14 protein-coding genes are annotated in these 12,916 nt (G+C 29.0%); 7 read left to right on the forward strand and 7 right to left on the reverse strand.

Annotated features, from left to right (window positions below; all coding sequences use genetic code 11):
• Window positions 1–195: 195 nt before the first annotated feature.
• The 4 genes from Q0J69_RS12925 to Q0J69_RS12940 all read left to right on the forward strand — a co-directional run bounded on the left by Q0J69_RS12925 (window position 196) and on the right by Q0J69_RS12940 (window position 3,825).
• The gene (locus Q0J69_RS12925; RefSeq protein ID WP_297208187.1) at window positions 196–1,302 is read left to right on the forward strand and encodes an ABC transporter permease; all 1,107 of its coding nucleotides are present in this window, start codon (window positions 196–198) and stop codon (window positions 1,300–1,302) included.
• A gap of 21 nt (window positions 1,303–1,323) precedes the next feature.
• Window positions 1,324–2,277, forward strand: a complete 954-nt coding sequence (locus Q0J69_RS12930; protein WP_297208188.1) for an ABC transporter permease — start codon at window positions 1,324–1,326, stop codon at window positions 2,275–2,277.
• 28 nt (window positions 2,278–2,305) lie between these two features.
• Window positions 2,306–3,481, forward strand: a complete 1,176-nt coding sequence (locus Q0J69_RS12935; RefSeq protein ID WP_297208189.1) for a M20 family metallopeptidase — start codon at window positions 2,306–2,308, stop codon at window positions 3,479–3,481.
• A 71-nt stretch (window positions 3,482–3,552) separates the two neighbouring features.
• Window positions 3,553–3,825: a hypothetical protein gene (locus Q0J69_RS12940; protein WP_297208190.1), complete on the forward strand. Its 273-nt coding sequence runs from the start codon at window positions 3,553–3,555 to the stop codon at window positions 3,823–3,825.
• Between the two features lie 6 nt (window positions 3,826–3,831).
• Here Q0J69_RS12940 and Q0J69_RS12945 read toward each other — a convergent pair whose 3' ends face one another.
• From Q0J69_RS12945 to Q0J69_RS12975, 7 genes are all read right to left on the reverse strand, one after another.
• On the reverse strand, window positions 3,832–5,598 hold the full coding sequence (locus Q0J69_RS12945) for a glycosyltransferase (RefSeq protein WP_297208192.1): 1,767 nt from the start codon (window positions 5,596–5,598) through the stop codon (window positions 3,832–3,834).
• A gap of 46 nt (window positions 5,599–5,644) precedes the next feature.
• On the reverse strand, window positions 5,645–6,619 hold the full coding sequence (locus Q0J69_RS12950) for an acetylxylan esterase (RefSeq protein ID WP_297208193.1): 975 nt from the start codon (window positions 6,617–6,619) through the stop codon (window positions 5,645–5,647).
• An 83-nt stretch (window positions 6,620–6,702) separates the two neighbouring features.
• Window positions 6,703–7,101: a hypothetical protein gene (locus tag Q0J69_RS12955; protein ID WP_297208196.1), complete on the reverse strand. Its 399-nt coding sequence runs from the start codon at window positions 7,099–7,101 to the stop codon at window positions 6,703–6,705.
• Between the two features lie 93 nt (window positions 7,102–7,194).
• A complete protein-coding gene (locus Q0J69_RS12960; protein ID WP_297208197.1) occupies window positions 7,195–8,019 on the reverse strand; it encodes a sulfide/dihydroorotate dehydrogenase-like FAD/NAD-binding protein in 825 nt (274 codons plus the stop codon).
• A gap of 53 nt (window positions 8,020–8,072) precedes the next feature.
• Window positions 8,073–8,504, reverse strand: a complete 432-nt coding sequence (gene rplS, locus Q0J69_RS12965; RefSeq protein WP_297208199.1) for a 50S ribosomal protein L19 — start codon at window positions 8,502–8,504, stop codon at window positions 8,073–8,075.
• A gap of 129 nt (window positions 8,505–8,633) precedes the next feature.
• Window positions 8,634–9,674: a LacI family DNA-binding transcriptional regulator gene (locus tag Q0J69_RS12970; RefSeq protein WP_297208201.1), complete on the reverse strand. Its 1,041-nt coding sequence runs from the start codon at window positions 9,672–9,674 to the stop codon at window positions 8,634–8,636.
• 77 nt (window positions 9,675–9,751) lie between these two features.
• Window positions 9,752–10,360, reverse strand: a complete 609-nt coding sequence (locus Q0J69_RS12975; RefSeq protein WP_297208203.1) for a LemA family protein — start codon at window positions 10,358–10,360, stop codon at window positions 9,752–9,754.
• A gap of 224 nt (window positions 10,361–10,584) precedes the next feature.
• On the opposite strand from Q0J69_RS12975, the gene Q0J69_RS12980 reads away from it, so the two are divergent.
• The 3 genes from Q0J69_RS12980 to Q0J69_RS12990 all read left to right on the forward strand — a co-directional run bounded on the left by Q0J69_RS12980 (window position 10,585) and on the right by Q0J69_RS12990 (window position 12,853).
• Window positions 10,585–11,337: a basic amino acid ABC transporter substrate-binding protein gene (locus tag Q0J69_RS12980; protein WP_297208205.1), complete on the forward strand. Its 753-nt coding sequence runs from the start codon at window positions 10,585–10,587 to the stop codon at window positions 11,335–11,337.
• An 81-nt stretch (window positions 11,338–11,418) separates the two neighbouring features.
• A complete protein-coding gene (locus Q0J69_RS12985) occupies window positions 11,419–12,132 on the forward strand; it encodes an amino acid ABC transporter permease (protein ID WP_297208207.1) in 714 nt (237 codons plus the stop codon).
• A complete protein-coding gene (locus Q0J69_RS12990; protein WP_297208209.1) occupies window positions 12,125–12,853 on the forward strand; it encodes an amino acid ABC transporter ATP-binding protein in 729 nt (242 codons plus the stop codon). Before Q0J69_RS12985 ends, Q0J69_RS12990 begins: the two co-directional genes overlap by 8 nt.
• Window positions 12,854–12,916: the final 63 nt, after the last annotated feature.

The following is a 12,916-nucleotide window of genomic DNA, read 5'->3' on the forward strand; positions in this document are numbered from 1 at the left end:
TGAAAAAGGTATTGAAGAGGGTATAGAAAAAGGTAAAAAAGAACAGCAAATATCTATAGCTAGAAATTTAAAAAAATCAGGAATAGATATAAAAATAATCAGTGAAAATATAGGATTAAGTATAGAAGAAATAGAAAAGTTATAATAAAAAAAATTTTGTATTAAGTTTAGGTATTGTTATAAAAGGAGTGCTTAATGGATTTCAAAAATAAGTTGGCTGGTATTTTGGAGAAAGAGGGATTTGTTAATATATTCTCTTCTTTTCTTGCTATTGTTATAGGCTTGCTTCTGGGACTTATAATACTTTTAATAAGTAATGTATACGAGGCATTTCCTGCTTTTATGACAATACTTTCAGGAGGATTTTCTGGAGGCACTAGAGGAATTGGACAGGTTATATACACTGCCACACCCTTAATACTTACAGGGCTTTCTGTTGGTTTTGCTTTTAAAAACGGACTATTTAATATAGGGGCACCAGGACAATTTATAGTTGGTGCTTATGCTGCGGTACTCGTTGCCGTTAAATGTACATTTCTGCCTCCTTATCTGCATTGGATTATTGCCTTAATTGCCTCTTTTATAGCTGGAGGACTTTGGGCTTATTTACCTGGTTTTTTGAAAGCTCATTTCAATGTTAATGAAGTTATTTCAAGCATTATGATGAATTATATAGGCATGTATTTAGTAAATTATTTAGTTACTCTTACAGTTTATGATATGCTTAAAAATCAGTCCCAAAATATACCTACATCAGCAATAATTCCAGTAATGGGATTAGATATGATATTTAAAGGCTCAAATGCCAATGGAGGTTTTTTAATAGCTGTAATAACAGTTATAATTATATATATAATACTTTCAAAAACTACATTCGGATTCGAGCTTAAAGCTTGCGGATTTAATAAGGATGCAAGCAAATATGCAGGAATAAACGAGAAAAGAAATATTATTCTTTCTATGGTTATAGCAGGAGCTTTGGCTGGACTAGGCGGAGGACTTTTATATCTTTCTACCATGGGAAAGCATATAGAGGTTGTTGATATATTAGCTGAAGAGGGTTTTATGGGCATACCTATTGCATTGCTTGGGCTTTCTCATCCTATAGGAATATTAATTGCCGGGCTTTTTATAGCACATATTACCGTAGGAGGTTTTTATATGCAGATATATGATTTTACTCCTGAAGTTATTGAGATGATTATTTCAGCCATTATATACTTCAGTGCTTTCGCATTGCTTTTCAAATCTATAGTTGGGTTTATATATAAAAAATTAAGCAAGAATGCTAATAATAGTTAATTTGATGCTGAGGAGATTCTGATGGATACAATTTACTTTTTAGTACAGCAGACTATGTTTTTTTCTATACCTCTTTTGCTTGTTGCTTTGGGAGGCATGTTCTCAGAAAGAAGCGGTGTTGTTAATATAGCACTTGAAGGCATTATGATAATAGGAGCTTTTGCAAGCATATTTTTTATAAGCAGACTTGGAAGCTATTTTCCTCCTATGATAACATTATTTATAGCTATGATTATTGCCGCTTTGTCTGGAATGATATTCTCACTTTTTCATGCTTATGCTGCTATAAGTATGAATGCAGATCAGGTTATAAGCGGTACAGCTTTAAATATATTTGCCCCAGCATTTGCAATATATGTTACAAGAGCCATTCAGGTAGTTCAGCAAATAAGTTTTGTAAATAATTTCAGAATAGATTCTGTTCCTATACTTGGAAGCATACCAATAATAGGAAATCTATTTTTCAAAAATACTTATATAACAACGTATGTAGGTTTCATAATACTAGCATTATCTTGGTTTGTTTTATATAAAACTAGATTCGGACTTAGACTTAGAAGCTGCGGAGAACATCCTCAGGCTGCTGATTCTGTTGGAATAAATGTTTATAAGATGCGTTATATTGGTGTTGCTATATCAGGAGCTTTAGGAGGCTTAGGAGGTTTAGTATTCGTTATTCCTACATCTACAAATTTTAATGCCACTGTAGCAGGATATGGGTTCTTGGCTTTGGCTGTGCTAATCTTTGGACAGTGGAAACCTATTAGAATACTTTATGCTGCTTTTTTCTTCGGACTTATGAAAACTTTGGCTTCTGCCTATTCTGGAATACCTATACTTGCCAATCTGCCTATACCAAACAGCATATATAAGATGATTCCTTATATTACAACTATAATAGTGCTTGCATTTACATCCAAAAACTCACAAGCACCTAAGGCATCAGGCATACCTTATGATAAGGGTATGCGTTAATTATACTAAATAAATATTGGATTATTCTATGCTTAAATATGATTCAAAAGAAATACTAGACTATATTATAAAATGCAGAAGATATTTGCATACAATTCCTGAACTTGGAAATGATTTGCCTAAAACAAGAGAGTTTGTAATAAATGAACTTAATAATTTTAAAAATATTAAATATAAAAAAAATAAAAAAGATTCTGGTATAATAGCATATATAACACCCAAAAAAGAAAATATCAAAAAAACTATTGCTTTACGTGCAGATATGGATGCTTTGCCTATAAAAGAAGAAACAAGTTTTGATTATAAATCATGCAATAACAATATGCATGCATGCGGATATGATGCTCATACTGCTGTGCTTTTAGGAGCATGCAGAATACTTAATGACAATATAGATGAAATTTCAGGAAATATTAGATTTTTATTTCAGGCAGGAGAAGAAACAGGAACTGGTGCTAAAGCTATGATAGAAGAAAATGCTCTTAAAGGAGTTGATGCCATATTCGGGGTGCATGTAGGAAGTTTTGCTCCAAATACGCCTAGCGGAGTTTTTGTAATTCAGGAAGGTCCTATAATGGCTTCAACTGATAAAATAATAATAAGAGTAAAAGGAAAGGGAACACATGGAGCTTATCCTCAGGCTGGAATTGATCCTATAGTTATGTCAGCTGAAATAATAAATGCTTCTCAGTCTATAATAACAAGAGAAATAGATGCGGGAGAAACTGTTATATTATCGCTTTGTAAAATTCAAGGAGGAAGTGCATTCAATGTTATACCTGATACGGTAGAAATAGAAGGAACTATAAGAACATTCAATAATGAAGTAAGGGATTTTTTTATTGATAGATTAAGAGAGAAATCAAAATTAATTGCTGCTTCAATGAGAGGAGAATGCGAAATTGAAATAATAGAATATGCATGCGTAACTTTAAATGATAAAGATATAACTAACAGTGTAAAAAATACTGCTGAGGCTATATTTTCAAAGGATGCTGTTTGGGATAAATATTATAAGCCAAGCATGGGAGGAGAGGATTTTTCTTATTATCTAAAAGAAGTTAAAGGATGTTTTGCTATATTTTCAACGATAACAGATAAAAGAATACCTAATCATAACAGTAAATTTGAAATTGATGAAAGTAAACTAAATATGCCTGCAGAACTCATGGCTCATTGGGCTTGTCATTTTTGCGGTAAGTAATATTATATTTTATTGACTTTGACGAATTTTTTTTCTATAATATAATATATTAGTTTGAGGAAATTATTATTATGGCTGAAAATGAAAAGTTAAACAGTATTCTTGAGAATTTGGATTATAAAACTCTATTTGATAATCTGCTTGAAATAGACGGTATGCTTGAAGAAGATATTGTACTGGATGATATTGCAAGTGAAAATTTATTTGTTTTATCTTTTGAGCTTCTTGAACATATAAAAGCAAATCCTAGTAATTATAATATAATGGATATAGATAATGATGAAAAAGTTAAAGCTATATCAAGAATTATAAGGAAAATGGAGCTTTATTTTATAGAGTTTTAAGTAATTCTATTTTTTACAAAAACCTTTTATAAAGAAAAATCCATAGGTTAAATGCGATAAAAATATACCGATAGCTTTACAAAATCCTCTTATAATAGAAAGCGTACTGACAGCACTTCCTATTAGGCATAGAATATAAAAACTATGAGGAAGCAATAGTAATGCAAGAAGTATATTTTTATTTGCATAAGGAATATAATTAGGCAAATTAAAATATAATGCAAATGGCACAAAAATAGTATAAAGTAAAAATACAGACGGTATAAAGTATGATAAACTTAAAGAATTTCCGCCGAATTTTTTTACAAAATATCCCCTATGCCAAGCATAACCTTTTAACTGTTTAAAATGCCCGAAAAATAAATCTCTTCTATGATGATAAACCAATGCTTCAGGAGTATATAATATTTTCTCTCCAGCCTTCATAATATTATTGCAAAGTATAGTATCCTCACCAGGCCAATACTCACTATCAAATCCCCCTACTCTGTCATAAAGCTCCCTAGTTATTATAAAATTGCAGCTTGGATAATCATTAACATACTGAACTTTATCAGGTATATATCTTGCCTTATGCTTTCCGCTCATAAGCGTAGAACTATAAATAAGTCCGCTTATTTGCTTTGAAAAATTATCTTTATTGGTATTAACTGCAGGTCCTCCTAATGCATAAACATTCTTACTTTCAATAGCTCTCAATGCATTATAAAGCCAGTCTTTTTCTGGATATGTATCATCATCCAAAAATGCTAATATACTTCCATTAGATTTTTTTACGCCAATAGCCCTCTTTATTGCAGGAGGAAGCTCTCCAGTTTCTACTATTTTGATTCTATCATCTTTAAATAGTTCTATATTAATTTCATCATTAGTATATTTATCAGGAAGTATTATAACCTCAAAATTAGTATATATCTGCTCAAGCAAATACTCTGTTTCTTCTTTTATATAATCATTAATCTTTTTTAAAGGTATTATTATACTTACAAGAGGCTTCTCTTTTAACTCGCAAAATAAATCATTATAAAAATGAACTATATTAAGTCTGTAGAATATAGCTAAAGTATCAATGAATGTTCTCCATAGTATTGGAAACCTAATAAAACCAAAATGTCTGTTAGGATTCACTATTACAGGAGCAGAAACTATTTTTTTACCATTTGAATTGCATGCAACTAAAACTTCTAAATCATAAGCGAATGCCTTTACCAAAATACGCGGAAAAACATTTATAATGGCATCCCTTTTAAATAATTTAAGTCCAGTTTGCGTATCCTGTATCGGAAGATGAAAGAATATCTTTACAAACATAAAATATATAAAAGAAATGAGTTTTCTTATATTGGAATAATTAACTATAGAATCTTTATGTCTTTTAGAGCCTATAACAACATCTGCATTTTCTTTTTGCATAATAATAAAAAAGTTTTCTAATTGAGAAGGATCTATCTCCATATCTCCGTCGCAGAATATTATATACTCTCCGTTAGAAACCTCACAGGCTCTTTTTAAAGCATGTCCTTTTCCTTGATTTTCCTTTGCATAAACGCCTATTATATTTTTTAAATTATTATTATTATTTTTTTGAAATTTCAAGCATAAGTTTTTTATCTCTTCTCTTGAATTATCGCTGCTTCCGTCATCAGAAATAATTATCTCAAAGTTCATCAAAAATGGAGAAACTTTTTCTATTAAAATATTAATATTTTTTTCTATATTTTTTTCTATATTGTATACTGGAACTAATATAGATACCAATTCATTTATTATCATAATTTACCGCTTTAACGAAAAAATTTATTGTAATTTTTGAATATTATTATAAAGAAGCTAAAAATTCAAGTTTTCTCTCACTCTGCTCATTATCTCCTCCCTCATGCCCATTAAATGTATAAACATTAATCGATTTATCTCCAGCATAATTATTATAAGCAGCAAATACAGTGGAAGGAGGACATAAAATATCCATTAAACCAACAGAAAATAAAACCTTAACATTAGCCCTTTTAGCAAATAATGCCCCATCAAAATATGATAATGTTTCAAAAGCCTTTTTCTCATGCATTCTGTTTGTTTTACAAAATCTTGCTATTTCATTATAAGGCAGAGTATCTGTAATAGTACATGCTCTCTTATAATCGCATAAAAAAGGAACGTCTATCATAGCAGCTTCAATTTTCTCTTTAGTAAATGATGAAAGTCCCAAAACAGCAAGCGATATTCCCCCGCCCTGACTAGTTCCATTTACAGCAATCTTTCCTGTAAGTTCATGCTCCTTAGCAGCCTCAATAGATTTAACAGCATCAATAAAAACTCTCTTGTAATAGTAATCATTTTTATCTAATATGCCCATAGTAAGAAATCCGTCAGCATGAGGTGTTGATCCTACTGGGTCTGGAGTAGTTGCTCCGTTTCCTCCTTCTGCTCCTTGTCCTCTTACTTCCATAACAAATATGCTGTATCCTGCAGAAGGAAAAAGCAAATGTTTATTAGGATAATCTCTTCCGCCGCCGTATCCAGGATAATGCATTATGCATGTTAATTTTTCTTTTTTCTCTGAAGCATACTTTGGTGCTATATACCATCCGTTTATTCTATGTTTAGCATATCCGCTGAAACTTACACTCCATACATTAAATAGTTTTAAATGTGTATCTATTAAAGTATATTTAGCCTCAGCATTATGATTATTTTCTTTTAAATTATTCTTCCAAAACTCATCAAAATCTTTAGGCTCTTCAGTACTGCCTTTATATTTATAAAGTTCTTCTAAACTTAAATCAAAAAAAGCCATAGTTAATTCCTTTAAAAATAGTAAAACTTCACTTTAGTATATTATAATTTTCTTTTTTTTCAATTAGAATTAATAATATTAAATTAAATTTTGAAGAAATCAAATATATTTATTTTTTTCTCCATTTTCAATTTAAAAGGAATAGGCGATAAACGATAATTAATATCAACTTTTACATGAGGGTCTTTATTAGATAAAGATGCCGTTAAAAATGACAGCAACTCCTGATTATACAAAAATAAATCCAGAACTATAATAGTACTGCTTTTAGCATTAACTGTTATATCGCTGGAATTAATATATCCGAATATTTTTTCTGAATTTTCTATTTTATCATTAATGATATTAACATTTAATTCTTTTATTTTTATATTAAAAAAATAATCATTTCTTATATCTAAAGTAATTTGTAAATTTGGACATTCCCAATCGAAATTCTTTAAATCAATTTTTTTTAAACTTGGGGTTATATTAAACTTCATAATTTTATCCTTAATCTTATAAGATAAAAAAAGTTATAATCTATTTTTTAATATAGACTATAACTTTTTAAAACAGATTAATATTTATTTAAATCAGCTTAATTTCAAATTGCATTCATGTTCTTCTTTTTTGTACATAGCCTGTCTTTTCATAAGAAGATCAAAATCTATTAAATGACCGTCAAATTCAGGTCCTTCAACACAAGCAAATTTTGTTTCATCCCCAACTTTCACTCTGCAGCATCCGCACATTCCAGTACCGTCAATCATAATAGGGTTCAAACTAACAACAGTAGGAAGATTGTATTTTTTAGTAAGTATAGTTACAAATTTCATCATAATAGCAGGACCAATAGCAATAACTTCAGAGATTTTATCCCCTCTTTCGTATATTCTATCTATCATATTAGTTACAACACCTTTTTCGCCGTAACTTCCATTATCAGTACAAATAAGCACTTCATCAGATACTTTTCTCATCATATCTTCCATAATAATAAGCGATTTATCTCTTGCACCTAAAATAGAAATAACTTTATTTCCAACTTTATGATGAGCCTGAACTATAGGATGTAAAGGAGCTATACCAACACCTCCTCCAACACCTAATACTATACCATCTTTCTTTTCAATATGAGTAGGCTGTCCTAATGGTCCTATAACGTCCATTATTTCATCTCCAACCCCAAGCTCCATAAGTCTGGCAGTAGAATATCCTATACTCTGAGTTACTATAGTAATAGTTCCTGCTTCTGGATCAGCATCTGCTATAGTAAGAGGCACTCTCTCACCTTTTTCATCTAATCTAAAAATAATAAAATTACCTGCTTTACGATGTTTAGCTATATCAGGAGCTACAACTTTCATCATAAAGACTTTTTCTGACCATTGCTCTTTGGCAACTATCTTATAACCCATAAATTTCTCCTTTTTTTATTAAAAAAATTCAAACAAACATTTATTAAAAAATATTATTCTGCTGAAGAATTAGCTGTTTCCTCTGTTTTAGTTTCTTCAGTAGTATTTTTAATCAAATCTGAATGCTTAGGTATTTTTACACCTAATCTTTCTACTAAGCGTGCTTTCTTACCTACTTTATTTCTCAAGTAGTATAATTTAGCTCTTCTTACTTTAGCTTTACGTATAATATCAACATGATCTATTCTAGGAGAATTTAAAAGGAATATTCTCTCAACACCAACTCCGTAAGATATTTTTCTTACTATAAAACTTTTACTAATACCTTTTCCGCGAATAGAAATAACAGTACCTTCATAAGCCTGTAATCTTTCTCTATCGCCTTCTATAATTTTTACCCATACTTTTACTGTATCACCTATTTCAAATGGCAAAATAGCTTCTTTTTTGTGTTTTGCTTCTACTAATCTTATCTTTTGATCCATTTTTACAATCTCCTAATTTTTATTTATCTTAAATTTAATTAATTTCAAAAATAAACAAATATAACATTATAAAATATTAATTTTAATATTCTATCATAATATGTTAATTTTATCAAGCGAATTTTATAATTATAATAAATTTTCTAAAAATATTATTTTAGAGTCTGCCACTTTCCAATTAATATCTATATGACTTTTATAAATCATTTCAAACATTATCTTTCCCGCATTGTATCCCTCAAGAAAAACCTCTTCCATTACTGTAAAAGATATTACACCAGATTTTATCAATGATCTTATACTATTCGCCATACCATGTGTTACTATCTTTTTATTTTTTAATACATTTTTATCTATAATATCAAATATTTCCTGAGCATACCTGTTTATATATATACCTTTTATATCTTCTTTAATACAAATTTCCTTTATTGTATGCACGCTGTCTTCTATATTACCGCAAAATATAGGTCCTACTATTTGTATATTGTATTCTTTTATCTTTTTTAAAAAACCCTCCAAATACATTCCTGAAGATATTTTATCATCTCCATTATCTATTATCAGAACCTTTTCATCCTCTCTTAAAAGATTGGATAATATTCCTGCTACTATCATGCCCTGCTTTATATGATCAGGTCCTACATGAGGTATATTTTCACTTAATCTATTGCCTATAGATATTATATTTATCTTATTAAAATACGGCTCTAAAATATCGTATATAATTTCTCTATTTAAAGGTGTAATTATCAAACCATCAATATCATCTATATTCTTTTTTAATATATCCTTTAATATTTCTATCTGCTTATCAGGTGAATGTATTTCCGTTGCTATGGCTTTTAAATTATAATTGTATACATAATATTCTTTAGATACCTCATTTAAACCTCTAATTATTTCACTTGTATAAAACTCATTAAAAGAGTCCGCAACCAAGCAGTATACTATTTTTTCCTTTTTATTGGCTAAAGAACTTCCTATATAATTTTTTTCATAGTTAAGCTGAGAAGCTAATTCTAATATTTTAGTTTTAGTTTCTTCTTTAATGAATTCACTTCCATTAATAGCACGGGCAACTGTTGTTCTGCTTATTCCAAGTCTTTTGGCTATTTCTTTTTGTGTAACTCTTTTTATATTTTCTAAATCTTTTGTCTTATCATCCATAATATTTATATAGTCCCTTTATAATTATAAATTATAATAAAACTTATATTTTTTTTCAAATAAAAATAAATTTATTATTATTGAAAAATATGAGCAGTTTGAGATATAATATTCGTTCCAGTTTCAAATATTAAAAATGGAAATTTACCCATTATACCTGCTACTATACTGGACGGAGGTGTAGTAGTTAATTTATTATATTCAATAACATAATTATTATACAATTCTATTGCTTTTTTCTCATCTTCTATTATAGGTTTCATTTCATTTAATGCTGATACATAATTTGCATTAGTTCTGAGAACTGGATAGTTTCTTGCTGTATAATTAATTTTATTAATATTCTCAGTTATTCTTGCCTGAATATACTGATACTCCTGAAAAGTCAATGGTTTTTCTATCAATGTAGAATCTGATTCTATTGTTTTTACTCTTTCTATATAATTACTCAAAGCATGAAGAGTGTATATATCTATTCTAGGTATAACCGATACTGCATTATAATAATTTTGAGAGGCTATATTCTTTTTATAATATATTTCTATTATACTGTTTAAAGATTCCCTTGATAATTTTTCTTCCTCCAAAATAGATTCTCTTATAGATTTAGTTGATACTACCATAAATATGCTGATAGCTATTAAATTAATAATTATAAATATTATTGCTACAGCTGATCCTCTCATTATTACTCCTATCCTATTATTAACATAAATACAAATAATAAGTAAAAATTATACATTATCTGTCATATTTTGTTAATACCAATTTATGTTTTTAACAATAATCATTGTCAAATAATAAATAATATATATTATAAGCATTATATATCTTTATCTTGACATTTTTTTATTATTATATAGAATTATAGAAACATAAAATTTATATTTTTTAAATTGGGAGAGTAATTATGTTTAAAAACAGCATTATTAAATTAATGATAGTCATATCAATAATTGTTTTAGCAGTTATAGGCTGTCAGAAAAAGCAAGAAGAAAAAAATAAGCTATATGTGGGTACCAATGCAGAATTTGAACCTTTTGAATACAGAGACGGAGATAAAATAGTCGGCTTTGACGTTGATTTGATTACAGAAATAGCTAAACTTATTGGTGTTGAAATAGAATTTAAAGATATGAAATTTGATGGTTTATTACCTGCTTTAGAATCAAAAAATATAGATATTATAGTAGCAGGTATGACTGCAACTGATGAAAGAAGAAAATTTGTTAATTTTTCTGATCCTTATTATGAATCTCAGCAAACTATATTAGTTCATAAAGATAATAGAGATATTTATGGATTTGATAGTTTACAAGGTAAAAATGTTGGTGTTGTATTAGGTTATACTGGTGATTTAGCTGTAAGCGAGATGTCTAATGTAAATGTTCAGAGATATGGTGCTACATCAGAGGCTATAATAGCTTTGAAAAGCAAAAAAGTAGATGCTGTAGTTTTAGATTCTGAACCTGCTAAACAATATTTTGATAAAAATAATGATTTAAAATTAGTTATTAGCCTTACAGATTCAGTAAAAGAAGAGTATGCTATTGCTATGAGAAAAGAAGATACTGAACTGCTTGCTAAGGTAAATGAAGCTTTGCAAACTATTAAAGATAATGGCACTTATGATGCTTTAATAAGCAAGTATTTTGTGGAATAATATATATTTATATCTTCTTCTTATTTTATCAATTTTGTATGAGATTATGAGAAGAGGATATATTTTTATAAAAGTTTATATATGCTTGAATATTTAGAACTTCTTAAAGAAATATTTATATCTAACGGCAGATATATGTATATGATAAAGGGGTTAATATTCTCTGTAGGAACTACGGCATTTTCGGCTATTATAGGTATTGTACTTGGAATTTTTATAGCATTAATGGAGCTTTCATCATTCCGTCCTTTTAAAAACATAAAGAAATTATCTAATTTTAATCCAATATCAAGACTTGCCTTTGCTTATGTTCATATTATTAGAGGAACTCCTGTAGTTGTACAGCTTATGATATGGGCTAATGTTGTTTTTGTTGATAGCTTAAGAGATACGCCTATACTAATTATAGCAGGTATTGCATTCGGTATTAATTCGGGAGCTTATGTAGCTGAAATTATAAGAGCAGGCATACAAGGTTTGGATAAAGGACAAATGGAGGCTGCTAGAGCTTTAGGTATGAGTTATTCAATGTCAATGAAAGAAATTATAATACCTCAGGCTGTAAAAAAAATACTTCCTCCTCTTGTAAGCGAATTTATAGCTTTGCTTAAAGAAACTTCAATAGTAGGTTTTATAGGAGGAATAGATTTATTAAGATCAGCAAATATTATTACCAGCCAGACATACAGGGGAGTTGAGCCTTTAATTGCTGTAGGTATAATATATTTAATATTAACTTCTGCATTTGCTATGTTTATGAGAAAAGTAGAAAAGGGGTTAAGAGAAAGTGATTAAAATAACAAACTTACACAAACAATTTGGTAAATTAAAAGTTCTTAAAGGTATAGATATTGATGTTGCCAAAGGTGAAATAATTGCTATAATAGGACCTTCAGGAAGCGGAAAATCTACTTTTTTGAGATGTATTAACAGATTAGAAGAGCCTACAGAAGGCGATATAATTATAAACGGCAAAAGCATAATGGATAAGTCCACAGACATTAATTTGATGCGACGTGAATTAGGCATGGTATTTCAGCATTTTAATTTATTTCCTCATAAAACAGTTATGGAAAATATCACTTTAGCACCTATGAAGCTAAAAAAAATACCTAAAGAAGCTGCTGAAAAAAAAGCTGTTGAACTTCTTGATAAAGTAGGACTAGTTGATAAACAAAATGCATATCCAAATCAGCTTTCTGGCGGACAGAAACAGAGAATAGCTATAGCTAGGGCTTTAGCAATGGAGCCTGAGATAATGCTTTTTGATGAGCCTACATCATCTTTGGATCCTGAAATGATTAAAGAGGTTTTGGATGTTATGATAGATTTGGCTAAAGAGGGCATGACTATGCTTATAGTAACGCATGAGATGGGATTTGCCAAAAATGTTGCTACTAGAATACTTTTTATGAATGACGGCAAAATATTAGAAGATGAAGAGCCTATAGAATTTTTTGCTCATCCTAAACATGATAGAATTAAAGAATTTTTATACAAAGTATTAAATAAATAGTATTATTTTTTAATACTGCAAAATCAAATATAAAAATTAGACTATAAACGCTAACTCCCATTA

The sequence above is a fragment of the uncultured Brachyspira sp. genome (assembly GCF_944388875.1).
GTDB lineage: Bacteria > Spirochaetota > Brachyspiria > Brachyspirales > Brachyspiraceae > Brachyspira.

What these genes read in the sequence shown, in the direction of transcription:
- Q0J69_RS12925 (WP_297208187.1), top strand. Translation starts at nt 196, where the DNA reads ATGGATTTCAAAAATAAGTTGGCTGGTATTTTGGAGAAAGAGGGATTT.
- Q0J69_RS12930 (WP_297208188.1), top strand. Translation starts at nt 1,324, where the DNA reads ATGGATACAATTTACTTTTTAGTACAGCAGACTATGTTTTTTTCTATA.
- Q0J69_RS12935 (WP_297208189.1), top strand. Translation starts at nt 2,306, where the DNA reads ATGCTTAAATATGATTCAAAAGAAATACTAGACTATATTATAAAATGC.
- Q0J69_RS12940 (WP_297208190.1), top strand. Translation starts at nt 3,553, where the DNA reads ATGGCTGAAAATGAAAAGTTAAACAGTATTCTTGAGAATTTGGATTAT.
- Q0J69_RS12945 (WP_297208192.1), bottom strand. Translation starts at nt 5,598, where the DNA reads ATGATAATAAATGAATTGGTATCTATATTAGTTCCAGTATACAATATA.
- Q0J69_RS12950 (WP_297208193.1), bottom strand. Translation starts at nt 6,619, where the DNA reads ATGGCTTTTTTTGATTTAAGTTTAGAAGAACTTTATAAATATAAAGGC.
- Q0J69_RS12955 (WP_297208196.1), bottom strand. Translation starts at nt 7,101, where the DNA reads ATGAAGTTTAATATAACCCCAAGTTTAAAAAAAATTGATTTAAAGAAT.
- Q0J69_RS12960 (WP_297208197.1), bottom strand. Translation starts at nt 8,019, where the DNA reads ATGGGTTATAAGATAGTTGCCAAAGAGCAATGGTCAGAAAAAGTCTTT.
- rplS (WP_297208199.1), bottom strand. Translation starts at nt 8,504, where the DNA reads ATGGATCAAAAGATAAGATTAGTAGAAGCAAAACACAAAAAAGAAGCT.
- Q0J69_RS12970 (WP_297208201.1), bottom strand. Translation starts at nt 9,674, where the DNA reads ATGGATGATAAGACAAAAGATTTAGAAAATATAAAAAGAGTTACACAA.
- Q0J69_RS12975 (WP_297208203.1), bottom strand. Translation starts at nt 10,360, where the DNA reads ATGAGAGGATCAGCTGTAGCAATAATATTTATAATTATTAATTTAATA.
- Q0J69_RS12980 (WP_297208205.1), top strand. Translation starts at nt 10,585, where the DNA reads ATGTTTAAAAACAGCATTATTAAATTAATGATAGTCATATCAATAATT.
- Q0J69_RS12985 (WP_297208207.1), top strand. Translation starts at nt 11,419, where the DNA reads ATGCTTGAATATTTAGAACTTCTTAAAGAAATATTTATATCTAACGGC.